The 16,300-nt window shown below is 58.2% G+C and carries 13 protein-coding genes; 4 read left to right on the top strand and 9 right to left on the bottom strand.

The features are described from left to right. The first annotated feature begins 135 nt into the window (after nucleotides 1–135). On the top strand, nucleotides 136–1,041 hold the full coding sequence (locus C1N60_RS03985) for a LysR family transcriptional regulator ArgP (RefSeq protein ID WP_021506656.1): 906 nt from the start codon (nucleotides 136–138) through the stop codon (nucleotides 1,039–1,041). Between the two features lie 126 nt (nucleotides 1,042–1,167). On the opposite strand, the gene C1N60_RS03980 is transcribed toward C1N60_RS03985, so the two are convergent. After that, nucleotides 1,168–1,899: an oxidative stress defense protein gene (locus C1N60_RS03980; RefSeq protein ID WP_058771547.1), complete on the bottom strand. Its 732-nt coding sequence runs from the start codon at nucleotides 1,897–1,899 to the stop codon at nucleotides 1,168–1,170. 219 nt (nucleotides 1,900–2,118) lie between these two features. On the opposite strand from C1N60_RS03980, the gene C1N60_RS03975 reads away from it, so the two are divergent. Continuing rightward, complete coding sequence (locus C1N60_RS03975; protein ID WP_058775867.1) at nucleotides 2,119–3,426, top strand: MFS transporter; 1,308 nt, start codon at nucleotides 2,119–2,121, stop codon at nucleotides 3,424–3,426. On the opposite strand, the gene C1N60_RS03970 is transcribed toward C1N60_RS03975, so the two are convergent. After that, on the bottom strand, nucleotides 3,413–4,111 hold the full coding sequence (locus C1N60_RS03970) for an IclR family transcriptional regulator domain-containing protein (protein ID WP_021506653.1): 699 nt from the start codon (nucleotides 4,109–4,111) through the stop codon (nucleotides 3,413–3,415). The two genes, C1N60_RS03975 and C1N60_RS03970, sit on opposite strands and share 14 nt — an antisense overlap. 61 nt (nucleotides 4,112–4,172) lie before the next feature. Here C1N60_RS03970 and C1N60_RS03965 point away from each other — a divergent pair, with 61 nt between their 5' ends. Beyond that, nucleotides 4,173–6,449 carry an FAD-dependent oxidoreductase gene (locus C1N60_RS03965; protein ID WP_370445703.1) on the top strand — a complete coding sequence of 759 codons (2,277 nt, stop codon included), beginning with the start codon at nucleotides 4,173–4,175 and terminating at the stop codon, nucleotides 6,447–6,449. Here the strand turns inward: C1N60_RS03965 and argO are convergent. The 6 genes from argO to tkt all read right to left on the bottom strand — a co-directional run bounded on the left by argO (nucleotide 6,428) and on the right by tkt (nucleotide 14,053). Next, nucleotides 6,428–7,051, bottom strand: coding sequence for an arginine exporter ArgO (argO, locus tag C1N60_RS03960; protein ID WP_104093682.1), 624 nt, complete (start codon nucleotides 7,049–7,051; stop codon nucleotides 6,428–6,430). The genes C1N60_RS03965 and argO overlap by 22 nt on opposite strands. Nucleotides 7,052–7,180: 129 nt before the next feature. After that, entirely contained in the window at nucleotides 7,181–8,056 is an 876-nt protein-coding gene (gene mscS, locus C1N60_RS03955) for a small-conductance mechanosensitive channel MscS (RefSeq protein ID WP_021506650.1), read from the bottom strand. A 188-nt stretch (nucleotides 8,057–8,244) separates the two neighbouring features. Continuing rightward, on the bottom strand, nucleotides 8,245–9,324 hold the full coding sequence (fbaA, locus tag C1N60_RS03950; RefSeq protein ID WP_058757103.1) for a class II fructose-bisphosphate aldolase: 1,080 nt from the start codon (nucleotides 9,322–9,324) through the stop codon (nucleotides 8,245–8,247). A 104-nt stretch (nucleotides 9,325–9,428) separates the two neighbouring features. Further along, nucleotides 9,429–10,592, bottom strand: a complete 1,164-nt coding sequence (pgk, locus tag C1N60_RS03945; RefSeq protein ID WP_021506648.1) for a phosphoglycerate kinase — start codon at nucleotides 10,590–10,592, stop codon at nucleotides 9,429–9,431. Nucleotides 10,593–10,643: 51 nt separating this feature from the next. Next, a complete protein-coding gene (gene epd / locus C1N60_RS03940; protein WP_394521422.1) occupies nucleotides 10,644–11,663 on the bottom strand; it encodes an erythrose-4-phosphate dehydrogenase in 1,020 nt (339 codons plus the stop codon). 398 nt (nucleotides 11,664–12,061) lie between these two features. After that, a complete protein-coding gene (gene tkt, locus C1N60_RS03935) occupies nucleotides 12,062–14,053 on the bottom strand; it encodes a transketolase (RefSeq protein ID WP_058771542.1) in 1,992 nt (663 codons plus the stop codon). Between the two features lie 273 nt (nucleotides 14,054–14,326). Between tkt and C1N60_RS03930 the strand changes: the two genes are divergently transcribed. Then, complete coding sequence (locus C1N60_RS03930) at nucleotides 14,327–15,082, top strand: metalloprotease LoiP (protein WP_021506645.1); 756 nt, start codon at nucleotides 14,327–14,329, stop codon at nucleotides 15,080–15,082. A gap of 257 nt (nucleotides 15,083–15,339) precedes the next feature. On the opposite strand, the gene speB is transcribed toward C1N60_RS03930, so the two are convergent. Next, nucleotides 15,340–16,260, bottom strand: coding sequence for an agmatinase (speB, locus tag C1N60_RS03925; RefSeq protein WP_021506644.1), 921 nt, complete (start codon nucleotides 16,258–16,260; stop codon nucleotides 15,340–15,342). Between the last annotated feature and the right edge of the window lie 40 nt (nucleotides 16,261–16,300).

The following is a 16,300-nucleotide window of genomic DNA, read 5'->3' as shown; positions in this document are numbered from 1 at the left end:
AAGGCGCTGTCAAAAAGCGCGGCTGACCGACGTTGGATGTAAGCCTTTGGAAGCCAGCCCGCAAAAACGCGTCGGCCGCACAGCTTCGCCGTTTTATGGCATAGTAGTTTCCACCCTGAACGAGAGAGAACAACAATGAAACGCCCGGATTATCGAACGCTTCAGGCGCTGGATGCTGTGATTCGCGAACGCGGCTTTGAGCGTGCCGCCCAGAAGCTGTGCATCACGCAGTCTGCGGTGTCGCAGCGCATTAAACAGCTGGAAAATTTATTTGGTCAGCCGCTGCTGGTGCGTACCGTGCCGCCGCGCCCGACCGAGCAGGGACAAAAATTGCTGGCGCTGCTGCATCAGGTGGAGCTGCTGGAAGAGGAGTGGCTGGGCGATGATAACGGCGGCACCACGCCACTGCTGCTGTCGCTGGCGGTGAACGCCGACAGTCTTGCTACCTGGCTGCTGCCGGCGCTGAAAGATGTACTGGCCGACTCGCCGGTGCGCCTGAATCTGCAGGTGGAAGATGAAACCCGCACGCAGGAGCGTTTACGGCGCGGTGAAGTGGTCGGCGCGGTGAGTATCCAGCCGCAGCCGTTGCCAAGTTGCCTGGTGGATCAGCTGGGTGCGCTGGACTATCTGTTCTGCGCCTCGCCGGAATTTGCCGCGCGCTATTTCCCCAATGGCGTGACGCGCTCGGCGCTGCTGAAAGCCCCGGCGGTGGCGTTTGATCACCTCGACGACATGCATCAGGCCTTTTTGCAGCAGAACTTTGATTTATCGCCGGGCAGCGTGCCGTGCCACATCGTGAACTCGTCAGAGGCTTTTGTGCAGCTGGCGCGACAGGGATCGGTGTGCTGTATGATTCCGCACCTGCAGATTGAGCGCGAGCTGGCGCAGGGAGAGCTGGTTGATTTGACACCGGGTCTGTATCAGCGCCGGATGCTGTACTGGCACCGTTTCGCGCCGGAAAGCCGTCTGATGCGCAGCGTGACCGATGCGCTGATTGCCCACGGCCACCGCGTGCTGCGCCAGGATGAAGTTGCGGCCTGATCCACATCTTCAGGCTGTATGTTCATCATTTTTCCTGGTGCGTATAAATACGCACCCTACAGTAAACAATTGTGATTCACGTAGGGTCGCCATTTATGGCGACCAGGAAACGCTAACAGCTTGTGATTACTGCGCCGTATTCGGTTTGATTTCGAAGACCACATCCACCTGATCGTCAAAATGGATGCTCTGCTGCTCGTAGGTCTGCTGCGCGGTGGTGTCCGCTGCGGCACCGGCCGCTTTGTACATGCGCGCCATCGGCATCGGCTGGTAGTTAGCCACGTGATAGCGAATGCTGTACACCGGGCCCAGTTTGGCATTGAAGCCTTCCGCCAGGGCGCTCGCCTGCTGTGTGGCATTGGCAATCGCCGCTTTACGCGCCTGATCTTTGTAGCTGTCTGCGTTAGCCACGCCCAGCTCGACAGAACGAATCTCATTCAGGCCCGACTTCAGCGCGCCGTCCAGCAGCTCATTCAGCTTATCCAGCTGGCGCAGCGTCACTTCCACCTGACGCACCGCACGGTAGCCTTTCAGCACCGATTTACCCTCTTTGGTGTAGTCATACTCCGGCTGGGTGCTGAGATTAGCCGCATCAATATCTTTCTTCTCGATGCCGTTCTTTTGCAGGAAATCAAAATATTGCGCCACGCGGTCGTCAGCCTGTTTTTTTGCATCCGCCGCGTCTTTCGACGAAACATTCACCACGATGGAGAGCGTAGCCATATCCGGACGGGCATCCACGCTGGCCTGTCCTGATGTCACCACGTGCGGTCCGTTCGGCACTTCTCCCGCCTGGACCAGACCGGACAGTGCGCCCGTGCTCATTACGGCGGCCAGCGCCAGTGCTTTCAGTTTCACGAAAGTCCTCCTTGAAGGGTTCAATTTGCAGGTCGCCACTATGGCGAAACCCAAAACACATTACTATGCGTGATGGTCTGAGTTTGAAATTAGCAAAAAGTTCGGCTTTGCTCAGGTTTAACGTATCCGCGATCGCAAATTTATCGCTACAGATTCGCTGAAAAGCGCCGCCTGCGTTTCTATTAAAGAAACACTTCTGCCCCTCGGGAGAGTTGTATTATGACAGAACAGCCACTTAGCCAAAGCGCGGTCAGCGTGCGAGCCGGACGCACACGCTTTATGATGCTGGCACTGGTGTTTATCAACATCATCATTAACTACATGGATCGCACCAACCTGTCGGTGGCCGCCACGCAGATGGCCGGTGAACTGCGCTTCTCGCCGCTGGAGATGGGGCTGATCTTCTCGGCGTTCGGCTGGATCTATGCGGCGCTGCAAATTCCCGGCGGATTCCTGATCGATCGTCTCGGTGCGCGGCTGGTATACGGCGCGGGGCTGTTTGCCTGGTCGCTGATCACCGCGCTGCACGCTTTTGCCAGCAGCTTCGGCGCGCTGTTCGGTCTGCGCCTCGGCGTCGGCGCCTTCGAGGCACCGGTGATGCCGGCTAACAATCGGGTGATTTCCAGCTGGTTCCCCGAGCAGGAGCGTGCCAGTGCAATTGGCATCTACTCGTCCGCACAGTTTGTTGGCCTCGCCTGTATGACGCCGCTGCTGTTTCACGTGCAGGCTGCGTTTGGCTGGCGCGGGCTGTTTCTGATTACCGGCGTGGCGGGCATGATTTGGGCGCTGGTGTGGTATCTGCTGTATCGCGAGCCGCACCAGCATAAAGGCGTATCAGAGGCTGAACTTAACTATCTGCGTGACAACGGCGCACTGCTGGAAAATCGTCAGGACAGCCAGCCGCCGCGCGCACGCTGGGCCGATCTGGCGCAGATGTTTCGCAGCCGCAAGCTGGTCGGCATCTATATTGGCCAGTTCACCATCTCCGCCACCTTCTGGTTTTTCCTCACCTGGTTTCCTACCTATCTGGTGGAGTATCGCCACATGGACTTTATCAAGAGCGGCTATGTGGCGTCGCTGCCCTACTTCGCGGCGTTTTGTGGTGTGCTGCTGGCTGGCTTTGCCTCAGACCGCATGATCCGGCGCGGCGTCTCAGCCAGCGTGGCGCGCAAGCTGCCGGTGATCCTCGGCTTGTTCCTGACGCTGTTCATTCTGGGTGCTAACTACACCGAAGATTCGCGGCTAATCATCCTGTTTATGTCGCTGGCGTTTTTTGGTAATGGCCTGGCGACCATCACCTGGGTGTTTGTTACCGCGCTGGCGCCGCGCCATCTGATCGGTCTGGCCGGCGGCGTATTTAACTTTACCGGCGCGCTGTCATCCATCGTAGTGCCGATCGCCATCGGCGCCCTGATTGACGGCAGCAACTTCGCGCCGGCGCTGGCCTTTATCGCCGTGCTGGCCGCTATTGGCATCTGCAGCTATCTGTTTGTGGTAGGAAAAATTGACCATGTCAGCGCGCGCTGATGAGCCGTTTCGCCAGCGCGTGCAGCTGTTGCAGACGCTGCGCCAGCTGGGCTTCATCGGCCTGCCAGATTTTGGCGAAGGCCAGCGCCGCACGGTTGTTATTGATCGGCTGCGCCATACTGATTTCGCCGTCCTCGCGATGCCACACCAGATAATCCCCGGTGCGTTTGCGCGCCAGCAGCGGCGCAATCTGCGCCCACTGTTCGTCACTGAAGCGTGGCCGCAGCACCTCGTCACTCTCCGCCGCCAGCAGCGCGACGCCAATCACCGACTGCCACGCGGGCAGCATGCGGAATCCGGCCAGCGCCTGGCTGGTACTGGTGCGCTCGCCGGGCTCCGAGTGCCAGATGTAGATGACCTGGTCCTCCCACAGCACGCCAAGCGCCACCACGATATCGCGCGGCGCGTGCGCCTCCAGCTGCGGCAGTGCCGAAGCAAACAGCGACGATCCACGAATGGCCTGCGCCGCCAGCGCATGAATGCCCGGGCCCGGCAGATAGCGCCGGTGTTCATCCTGAATCGTCAGGCCGATGGACGCCATGGTCATCAGCAGACGATTTACCCGCGTGCTGTTCATCCCCATCTGGCGCGCCAGTTCACGGCCGCCGACCGCTTTGTCACTGGAGACCAGATATTGCAGGCAGCGAATTCCGTCAATCAGGCTCTGGTTGGGTTGCGAAGACATAAATCACCTTGTGACGGTAAAAATTCAATCTTAGCAGCCTTCAGGCTGGAGTAACCTCATGATGCAAACTTTCTCTTCTCAGGCCGCGCGTGCCTTTCCGTTGCAGTCGTTACACGCCGATGTGCTGGTCGCCGGTGGCGGTCTGGCTGGCGTCTGCGCCGCGCTGGCTGCGGCACGCGCGGGCCAGCAGGTGGTGCTGATTCAGGATCGCCCGGTGCTCGGCGGCAACGCCTCCAGCGAAGTGCGGCTGTGGGCCAACGGCGCGACGTCGCATATGGGTAATAACAACCGCTGGGCGCGTGAAGGCGGCATCATGGGCGAGATCATGGAGGAGAACCTCTGGCGCAACAAAGAGGGCAACCCGGTGCTGTTCGACATGGTGCTGCTGGACATCGTGCAGGCGCAGCCGCGTCTGACGCTGCTGCTCAATACCATAGTCAGCGACATCGAAAAATCCGCGCAGCGCCTGCAGGCGGTTCAGGCTTTCAACGCCATCAATCAGACCCGCTATCGCGTGACGGCCGACCAGTTTATTGATGCCAGCGGCGACGGCGTGCTCGGCTATCTGGCCGGGGCAGCGCACCGTGTGGGCGCAGAATCACCGCAGGAGTTTGGCGAAAAAATGGCGCCGGGCGAGCAGTTTGGCCACAAGCTCGGCCACTCGATTTATTTTTATACCAAACGCAGCGCGCAGCCGGTGCGCTTTGTACCGCCCTCCTTCGCGCTGAAAGAGATCACCGCCATTCCGCGCTATAAACGTTTGAGCTCCGATCTCAACGGCTGCGATCTGTGGTGGCTTGAGTGGGGCGGCCGGCTGGATACCGTGCATGAAAGCGAAACCATCAAGTGGGAACTGTGGAAGATTGTCTGGGGCGTGTGGGATTACATCAAAAATTCCGGCGAGTTTGCCGATGCCGACACGCTGACCATTGAATGGGTTGGGCTGATTCCCGGCAAGCGCGAGAGCCGACGCTTTCTCGGCGATACTCTACTGTGTCAGCAGGATATCATCGCGCAGCGCGACCACTACGATGCGGTGGCCTACGGCGGCTGGTCGATTGACCTGCATCCGGCCGACGGCGTGTACAGCGCTCACGACGGCTGCCGCCAGTTCCACAGCAAAGGCACTTACACCATTCCGTTTCGGGCGCTGTACAGCCAGTCGCTGGATAATCTGCTGCTGACCGGTCGGCTTATCTCTGCCACGCACGTTGCCTTTGGCAGCGCGCGCGTGATGTGCACCTGTGGCGTGCTGGGCGAAGTGGTGGGCCGCGCGGCGGCGCTGTGTCAGCAGCACAACCAGACACCGCGTCAGCTGGCGCAGCCGGAGCATATTGGTCAGCTGCAGCAACAGCTGCTGCGCCACGGCGCGTACATTCCGCGTCAGCAGCTGGCACATCCGGCCGGTGCCGCTCAGGTCAGCGCCAGCAGCACCTTCGCGCTGCACGCCCTGCCCGCGGATGGCGGCTGGCACGCCCTCACCTCACGCTGCGCCCTGCTGCTGCCGCTTAAAGCCGGAGAACGCCTGCCGGCGCTGACGGTGCGGCTGCGGGCGTCATCCACGCAGACGCTGAAGGTTTCACTGCTGACCAGCGACAATCCGGCCAATACCTGCGGCGATCGGCTGCTGGCCACACACAGCCTGCAGATTGACGCTGAAGAGGCGTATTCGCTGCCGTTTGACTACCGTGCGGAGTGCGATCGTTACCTGTTTATCGCCTTTGAAGAAAATCCGGCGGTTGAAGTGGCGCTCACCCGCCAGCGCCTGCCGGGCATTATGATGGTCTTCAACAGCCTCAATCCGCGCGTCGCGAAACGCACCCGGCAGATAAACGACGGCGATTACGGCGTGGAAGAGTTTGATTTCTGGCTACCGCGCCGCGCGCCCAATCAGATCCTGATCGCGTTTAGTCTGGCGACACCGCTGCGGCTGTGGCACTGCGACTATTTGCTCAACGGTAAACTGCGGCCGGAAAGCCACACCAACGGCTGGCTGCCGGCGGCGGACGATCGCCAGCCGTGGGTGTGCTGGCAGTGGCCGGACGCGCAGCGCGCCAGCCAGATTACGTTGCTGTTCGATAACGATTTCGATCATGCGATGGAAACGGTGCAGATGGGCCATGCGCAGGCGGTGACGCCGCACTGCACTACCCATTATCGCCTGTGGCTGGATGACAGGCTGCTGGCCGAGGTCAGCGATAATCATCACTCGCTGTGCCATCATGTGCTGCCACCGGATACCGCATTCCGCCAGATTCGGCTGGAGCTGCTGGCCAGCGCAGGCGCCCTGCCCGCGCTTTACGGCCTGCATGTGCATCACCAGCCGGCGATGCCCTGACGCGCCAGCTGCAGGGCGATAAACCACATCACGCCACCCACCAGCAGATTAATGATGCGCTGCGCGCGCACGGTGCGCAGGCGCGGCGACAGCCAGGCGGCCAGCAGCGCCAGACCGAAAAACCACACCAGCGAGGCGCTGGCGGTGCCGAAAGCGAACCAGCGGCGCGCCTCCGCCGACGGCAGCTGACTGCCGAGGCTGCCGAGCACCACGAAGGTGTCGAGATAGACATGCGGATTGAGCCAGGTCACCGCCAGCATAGTGGCGACAATGCGCCAGCGCCCCTGCTTCAGCGCCGCCTCTGACGCCAGCGTGACATCGCCCTGCCAGGCACTGCGCAGCGCGCCCCAGCCGTACCACAGCAGAAACGCCACGCCAGCCCAGGTGATCAGCATCAGCAGAACCGGCGACTGCTGCAACAGCGCGCTGCCGCCAAATATTCCGCCACAGATCAGCGCAATATCGCTCAATGTGCACAACGATGCGGTCATCAAATGGTAATGGCGCTTAATGCCCTGGTTCAGGACAAAGGCATTTTGCGGGCCTAACGGCAGGATCAGCGCAGCACCAAGGGCAAGCCCTTGTAAGTAAACAGATAACACAGAAGAGTTCCTGAAAAAGGGGTGTTGTTGTGCAGTATAGTGAGGCGCGGATATTAGCGGAAATGGAAAGAATTAATCGGTCATTAGCGGAACTGATAAAACAAGGGCACCAGCCGGTGCCCTGATAACTTACTCGCTGCGCGCAGGCTGCTGCGCCTCGCTCTGCACCTGATGCAGGTGCACGTCCATCTGCGGATAAGGAATACCGATACCGTGCGCATCCAGCGTGCGCTTGAAGTTCTTCATCAGATCCCAGTAGACGTTCTGCAGATCTCCGCTTTTGCTCCAGCAGCGCACCACAAAGTTCAGCGACGAAGCCGCCAGTTCGTTCAGGCCAATCTGAATACCCAGATCTTTCAGTACGCGCTCGTCAGCTTCCACCACTTCACGCAGCAGATCGATCACCTGATCGACATCCGCATCGTAGGCGACGCCAATAATGAACTCGTTGCGGCGGATAGGTTCGCGCGAAAAGTTAACGATGTTGCCGGCGATGATTTTGCCGTTTGGCACCACCACGATTTTGCCGTCAGCGGTTTTCAGCGTGGTCGAGAAGATCTGTACATTCTGTACGGTCCCCATTACGCCACCGAGATCGACGAACTCACCGGTGCGGAATGGACGGAAGGTCACCAACAGTACGCCTGCCGCCAGGTTGGAGAGCGACCCCTGCAGTGCCAGACCGACGGCCAGACCGGCAGCACCGAGCACGGCAATCACCGAGGCGGTCTGCACACCGACGCGGCCCAGCGCGGCAATAATCGTGAAGGCAATGATACCGTAGCGCACCAGCGCCGAGAGGAAATCAGCCACGGTGGCATCAATATGACGCGCGACCAGCAGGCGATTGACGCCGTTCGATACCACGCGCGCGATAATCATCCCGACAATAATGATGGCGATAGCCGCCACGATGTTCACCGCATAGCTGAGGATCAGCGCCTGGTTGCGCACCAGCCAGCCACCTGCATTGTTAATGCCGTCAACGACGTTAAGATCTTCCATTTGTTAGCCCTGTTGTTGAGTTTCCCGCAGGAAAGTACAAAAACTGCCAGATTCAATCCGACACTCCCGAGTACAAGGGTAAACAATAATGGGGCGAAGCGCCAAAAATGTGCTGTATAAACCGGGATTTCCAGACGGGACGCATAAAAAAAGGCCCTTTCGGGCCTTTTTTGTACGGTAAGCAAAAATTACAGTACGTCGACAGCGTTCAGCTCTTTGAAAGCCTGCTCTAAGCGCACAACCATGGAAGATTGTGCCGCACGCAGCCAGACGCGTGGGTCGTAGTATTTTTTGTTCGGGCTGTCAGCGCCGTTAGGGTTGCCAAGCTGACCCTGCAGGTACGCTTCGTTGGTTTTGTAGTACTGCAGGATGCCGTCCCAGGTTGCCCACTGGGTATCGGTATCGATGTTCATCTTGATCACGCCGTAGCTGATAGACTCTTCGATTTCTGCAGCAGAAGAACCGGAACCGCCGTGGAACACGAAGTCCAGCGCGTTGTGCGGCAGGCCGTGTTTCTCTGAAACGTATTTCTGCGAATCACGCAGAATGGTTGGGGTCAGTTTCACGTTGCCTGGCTTGTACACGCCGTGCACGTTACCGAAGGACGCAGCGATGGTGAAACGCGGGCTGATTTTGCTCAGCTCGGTGTAAGCGTAATCCACGTCTTCTGGCTGAGTGTACAGTGCAGAAGCGTCCATGTGGCTGTTGTCGACGCCATCTTCTTCACCACCGGTGCAGCCCAGTTCGATTTCCAGCGTCATATCCAGTTTCGCCATGCGCGCCAGATATTTAGAAGAAATCTCGATGTTCTCTTCCAGTGACTCTTCAGACAGGTCGATCATGTGTGAAGAGAACAGTGGCTTACCGGTTTTTTTGAAGTGCTCTTCGCCAGCATCCAGCAGGCCGTCGATCCACGGCAGCAGTTTCTTCGCACAGTGGTCGGTGTGCAGGATTACTGGCACGCCGTACTGTTCAGCCATCAGATGCACATGATGTGCACCAGCGATTGCGCCGAAAATCGCAGCGCCCTGTGGTTTGTCGGTTTTGAAACCTTTACCGGCGATGAAGGCAGCACCACCGTTGGAGAACTGAACGATGACCGGCGCTTTAACTTTAGCCGCAGCTTCCAGTACCGCGTTGATGGAATCCGTGCCGACGCAGTTAACGGCTGGCAGAGCGAATTTGTTTTCTTTCGCTACTTTGAAGATTTTCTGAACGTCATCACCAGTGACAACGCCGGGTTTTACGAAATCAAAAATTTTAGACATGGTTGTGTCCTGTTTCGTTTATCGTCCACTCCCCAATGGGAATGCGATCTGTTCGCCCACAGCGGGCAAGCCTTCAGACAGCGCCGAAGCGCTGCCCCCAAAAATTACTGCTTCGCGCGTTCTTCCAGCATGGCAACTGCCGGCAGTTTTTTGCCTTCCACGAACTCGAGGAACGCACCGCCACCGGTAGAGATGTAGGAGATTTTGTCCTCGATACCGAACAGGTCGATAGCCGCCAGGGTATCACCGCCGCCGGCAACAGAGAACGCGTCGCTGTCTGCGATAGCGTTGGCAACGATTTCGGTGCCCTTACGGAAGTTCGGGAACTCAAACACGCCAACCGGACCGTTCCACAGAATGGTTTTTGCGTCTTTCAGCAGTTTCGCCATGTTCTGAGCGGTTTCGTCACCGAAGTCCATAATTTCTTCGTTATCTGCTACTTCGGAAACCTTTTTCACGGTTGCCGGGGCAGTTTCGGAGAATTCCGTGCCGACGCGTGAATCGGTCGGTACCGGAATGCCGTACTGGTCGCGCAGGCCTTTAGCGGCCTCAACGAAGTCTGGCTCGTACAGCGATTTGCCGACGTTGTTGTCGATCGCCACGAAGGTGTTAGCGATACCGCCACCGACAATCACGGTGTCAGCGATTTTCACCAGCGACTGCAGCACGTCGAATTTGGTCGACACTTTAGAACCACCCACCACGGCGACCAGCGGACGCTGTGGATTGCTCATCACTTTGCCCAGCGCTTCCAGTTCGGCAGACAGCAGCGGACCGGCACAGGCGATAGGGGCGAATTTGCCCACGCCGTGAGTAGACGCCTGCGCGCGGTGCGCGGTGCCGAATGCATCCATGACGAACACGTCACACAGCGCGGCATATTTCTTCGACAGGGTTTCGTCGTCTTTTTTCTCGCCTTTGTTGAAGCGAACGTTTTCCAGCACCACCAGTTCACCCGCGCCCACTTCAACGCCGTCGAGGTAGTCTTTCGCCAGGGTCACGTTAGTGCCGTTCAGTTTTTCTTTCAGGTAGTTAACAACCGGCAGGAGGGAGAACTCTTCGTTGTATTCACCTTCGGTCGGGCGACCCAGGTGAGAGGTAACCATCACTTTCGCGCCCTGTTTCAACGCCGCTTCGATGGTAGGCAGAGAAGCACGAATACGTGCATCTGACGTCACTTTCCCTTCTTTCACTGGTACGTTGAGATCGGCACGGATCAGAACGCGTTTACCAGCAAGATCCAGATCGGTCATCTTAATTACAGACATGGTGAACCCTCTCGTTGATTCTCATAAGTTTTGCCAGACGCAGTCCGCGTCTTACCTGAAACCGCTTGCGGCCATTGCTAACGTGGTGTCGATCATGCGGTTAGCAAAGCCCCATTCGTTGTCACACCAGACCAGGGTTTTGATCAGGTGGTGACCGCTGACCCGCGTTTGCGTGCCGTCCACTATGGCACTGTGCGGATCGTGGTTAAAATCTACTGAGACTAACGGTAATTCCGTATAGTCAACTATACCACGAAATGCCCCCTCTGACGCGTTTTGCAGCAACGCGTTGACCTCACACGCCTTCACCGCCTGGCGCACCGAAACGCTCAGATCAATGGCGGTCACGTTGATCGTCGGCACGCGCACCGCGATAGCCTCGAAGCGATCGTTAAATTTCGGAAAAATACGGGTAATGCCAGCGGCAAGACGCGTATCGACCGGAATGATCGACTGACTGGCGGCACGGGTACGGCGCAGGTCGCTGTGATACGCGTCAATCACCTGCTGATCGTGCATCGCTGAGTGGATGGTGGTCACGGTGCCCGACTCAATGCCAAAGGCGTCATCCAGCAGCTTGATCACCGGAATAATGCAGTTGGTGGTGCAGGATGCGTTGGAGACAATGCGGTCAGTTTGTTTAAGAGCCTGTTCGTTAACGCCGAACACTACGGTGGCATCCAAATCGTTGCCGCCGGGATGCGAGAACAACACTTTCTTCGCGCCAGCCTGCAGATGCGCTTCACCATCGTCGCGGCTGCCGTACACGCCGGTGCAGTCCAGCACGATATCAACATTCAGTTCGCGCCACGGCAGCGCGGTAATCTCAGCCTGATGCAGGATACGGATGGTATCGTCACCAACCCACAGCTGATCGCGCTCCTGGCGGACCTCAAAGGCAAAGCGGCCGTGGCTGGTGTCGTACTTCAGCAGATGCGCCATGCCAGCCGCTTCCGCCAGTTCGTTAATCGCCACTACGGTGATTTCCGCCCGGCGACCGGTTTCATACAGCGCACGCAACACGTTGCGCCCGATACGACCAAAACCATTTATTGCGATACGAATGGTCATCTCACTTCCTGCAGCCACACCTGAAAAAACGTGCCAAATACCTTGAGCGTTTCGCTGCGTTTTGTACAGGGAATTCTTGCCCGGTTACGGTTGCTGACGGAGAGCACACGGCTGCAACTGAAACGGTTCAGCGAGAATAAAGCATGGAAGGAATAACAGGAATGATTGCGATCAACTGTGCTGCTGATTATTGGATCTGCGTCACAAATTCAGGCAATGACAATTATTACTGCAGGAATAATTGAACCGTTTCAGGTTCAGGCGATAACAGGGCCGCCGATCTGCACATCGGTGTCGCGGCGCAATTTATTGCGCGTGGTAAAGCATAAGGATGGCAGCAGAAATGCGCGATGAATCGCGCCGCTACAACGCGCAGCGGCGCGACTTGTTACGCGAAATTACAGAATCGATTTCGCGGTTTTCACCACGTTGGCCACGGTGAAGCCGAACTCTTCGAACAGCTTCTCAGCTGGCGCTGACTCACCGAAGGTGGTCATGCCAACGATGGCACCGTGCAGGCCGGTGTATTTAAACCAGTAATCCGCAATACCGGCTTCGATAGCAACGCGTGCGCCAACCGCTTTCGGCAGCACAGACTCACGATAAGCCGCATCCTGCTTATCAAACGCATCGGTAGACGGCATGGACACCACGCGCACCTTACGACCTTCCGCGCTCAGCTGCTCGTAAGCGCCGACTGCCAGCTCAACTTCAGAACCGGTCGCAATCAGAATCAGCTCCGGCGTGCCGTCGCAATCTTTCAGCACGTAACCACCGCGCGCCACGTTAGCCAGCTGCTCAGCGCTACGATCCTGCTGCGCCAGGTTCTGACGCGAGAAGATCAGGGCTGATGGGCCGTCAACGCGCTCGATAGCGTATTTCCATGCCACCGCAGACTCTACCTGGTCACACGGACGCCACAGGCTCATGTTCGGGGTGGTGCGCAGGCTGGCCATCTGCTCAACCGGCTGGTGCGTCGGGCCATCTTCACCCAGACCGATAGAGTCGTGGGTATAAACCATCACCTGACGGATTTTCATCAGCGCCGCCATACGTGCTGCGTTACGCGCGTATTCGACGAACATCAGGAAGGTTGCGGTGTACGGCAGGAAGCCACCGTGCAGCGCAATACCGTTGGCGATGGCAGTCATACCAAACTCACGCACGCCGTAATGAATGTAGTTGCCTGCGGCATCTTCATTGATCGGCTTCGAGCCAGACCACATGGTCAGGTTGCTTGGTGCCAGGTCAGCCGAGCCGCCCAGATATTCTGGCAGCAGCTTACCGAAGGCTTCGATGGCATTCTGCGACGCTTTACGGCTGGCGATTTTTGCCGGATTAGCCTGCAGCTGCTCGATGAACTTCTGCGATTCCGCCTGCCAGTTAGCGGGCAGCTCGTTGTTCACGCGGCGTTTGAACTCTGTGGCCAGTTCCGGATGCGCAGCGGCGTAAGCAGCAAACTTCTCGTCCCAGGCTTTCTCTTTCGCCTGGCCGGCTTCTTTGGCATCCCACTGTGCGTAGATATCAGAAGGAATTTCAAATGGCGCGTAGTTCCAGCCCAGCTGTTTGCGGGTCAGCGCGATTTCGTCGTCACCCAGCGGGGCACCGTGCGAATCGTGCGTACCGGCTTTGTTCGGGGAACCGAAACCGATGATGGTTTTGCACATCAGCAGCGATGGCTTGTCGGTGACCGCTTTGGCTTCTTCTACCGCTTTTTTGATCGCGTCGGCGTCGTGACCGTCCACGCCACGCACCACGTGCCAGCCGTAGGCTTCGAAGCGTTTGGCGGTGTCGTCGGTGAACCAGCCATCCACGTGACCGTCGATAGAGATGCCGTTGTCGTCATAGAACGCCACCAGCTTGCCGAGCTTCAGGGTACCGGCGATGGAGCACACTTCGTGTGAGATGCCTTCCATCATGCAGCCGTCGCCCATGAACACGTAAGTGTGATGGTCTACGATGTCATGGCCCGGACGGTTGAACTGCGCCGCCAGCGTGCGCTCAGCAATGGCGAAGCCCACGGCGTTCGCGATGCCCTGACCCAGTGGGCCGGTGGTGGTTTCTACGCCTGCGGTGTAGCCGTATTCCGGGTGGCCTGGGGTTTTAGAGTGCAGCTGACGGAAGTTCTGCAGCTCGCTCATCGGCAGGTCATAGCCGGTGAGGTGCAGCAGGCTGTAAATCAGCATCGAGCCGTGGCCGTTGGACAGCACGAAACGGTCGCGATCTGCCCACAGCGGGTTAGTTGGATTGTGGTTCAGGAAATCACGCCACAGCACTTCAGCGATATCGGCCATGCCCATTGGGGCACCCGGATGTCCCGATTTCGCTTTCTGTACTGCATCCATACTTAACGCGCGAATGGCGTTGGCAAGCTCTTTACGAGAGGGCATCTTCTACTCCAGGTCGGATTAATGCTCCGCCACGCTTAACTGATTGTAATTAATGAGTTATAAGGCGAAGCGAGAAAAAAGTCGCACATCAATGTACATGAAAATCGGGGCAAAAGTACATGTATCAGGATGCTAAATCTGCGGTTCAGGGTTGCATTTCGGGGCCTGTCTGCTAGCCAATCCGCCCCTGGCACGCTATAACCAATGCGTTTAAACACCTGCGTGGTTTTTCAGGTGTTTGTTTTCTCTACTTGTTACTCAAAGGATGCTGATATGAAAATTCGCGCCATGGTTGTCGCGCTGGGAATGGTTTCGCTGCTGAGCGGCTGCGAAGGAATGGATAATAACGCACTGTTGCAGTCTGGCGCGCAGGCGTTTCAGGCTTACTCGCTGAATGATGCCCAGGTTAAAGAGCTGAGCGATCAGTCATGTGCCCAGATGGATAAAGAGAACCAGCTGGCGCCAGCCAACAGCAGCTATCAGCAGCGGCTGAACAAAATCGCCGCCGCGCTGGGCGATAACATCAACGGCGTACCGGCCAACTACAAGGTGTATCTGACCAAAGACGTCAACGCCTGGGCGATGGCGAATGGCTGTATCCGCGTTTATAGCGGTCTGATGGATATGATGAGCGACAACGAAGTGGAAGGCGTGCTCGGCCATGAAATGGGCCACGTCGCGCTCGGCCATACGCGCAAAGCAATGCAGGTGGCTTTCGCGACCACGGCGGCACGCAACGCTGCGGCGTCGGTGGGTGGCGTGATTGGTTCGCTGTCGCAGTCACAGCTGGGCGAGATGGGCGAGAAGCTGGTTAACGCGCAGTTCTCACAGACCCAGGAGTCGCAGGCGGATGACTATTCGTACGATCTGCTGAAGAAGCGCGGCATTAATCCGCTTGGTCTGGCGACCAGCTTCGAGAAGCTGGCGAAGCTGGATCAGGGCCGCCAGAGCTCAATGTTTGACTCGCATCCGGATTCTGAGTCGCGCGCGCAGCATATTCGCGACCGCATCGCGGCGGATGGTAAGTAGTCGCCGCTCTTCCCCTCACCCCAGCCCTCTCCCGCACGCGGGAGAGGGAGCAGTCCGTGCTGTTATCACCGCCCGCTCGATCGGTTCCCTCTCCTGAGGGAGAGGGCGCAGTCCGTGCTGTTCTCACCGCCAGCTCGATCGCCTCCCTCTCCCGCACGCGGGAGAGGGAGCAGTCTGTGCTGTTCTCACCGCCCGCTCGATCGGTTCCCTCTCCTGGGGGAGAGGGTCAGGGTGAGGGCAGCCGCCCGCACCGCCGCTTAACCTTTATTCGCCGCCTGCACGTGCAGCATATCCAGCGCCAGCGTGGCAGCAGCCAGTGAGGTCAGGTCGGCGTGATCGTAACCCGGTGCCACTTCCACCAGATCCATCCCCACAATGTTCATACCCTGCAGGCCGCGAATCAGCTTGGTGGCTTTATCGCTGGTCAGGCCGCCAATCACTGGCGTACCGGTGCCTGGCGCATGGGCCGGATCGAGGCAGTCGATATCAAACGTCAGGTACACCGGCAGATCGCCCACGGTGCGCTTCACTTCGGCCAGAATGTCATCCACGCTGCGGTCATTAACCTGCGCGGCGTCCAGCACGTTGAAGCCCAGGCTCTTATCGAACTCGGTACGGATACCAATCTGCACCGAATGCTGCGGATCGATCAGCCCTTCCTGCGGCGCAGTGTAGAACATGGTGCCGTGGTCAAAAGTCGGGCCGTTGGAGTAGGTATCGGTATGCGCATCGAAGTGCACCAGCGCCATCTTACCGAAGTGTTTAGCGTGCGCACGCAGCAGCGGCAGTGTGACATAGTGATCACCGCCAAAAGTCAGCATGCGCTTGCCGTTCGCCAGCAGCTTTTCCGCGTGCGCCTGCAGCTTGTCGGACAGATCCTGTGAATCACCGAAGGCGTACACCAGATCGCCGCAGTCCACCACGTTGAGGCGCTGACGCAGATCGAAATCCCACGGCCAGCGGCAGCCTTCCCACGCCAGGTTAGTAGAGATCTGACGGATCGCGCCCGGCCCTAAACGGCTGCCCGGCCGGCCTGACGTCGCGGCATCAAACGGCACGCCGGTAATCACCCACTCGGCGTCGCTGTCGTAAGGCTGGAAGTTCAGCGGAAAACGCATGAAACCGAAGGCGTTAGAAACCAGGGAGTTGTCGTACTGATTGCCCAGCGTGTTGTACATAACGAGTCCTCTTAAATCCTTAAATCGGTTAGCCAGTTAA

Source organism: Pantoea sp. SGAir0184, from assembly GCF_043544755.1.
This window is presented reverse-complemented; position numbering and strand designations above follow the sequence as displayed.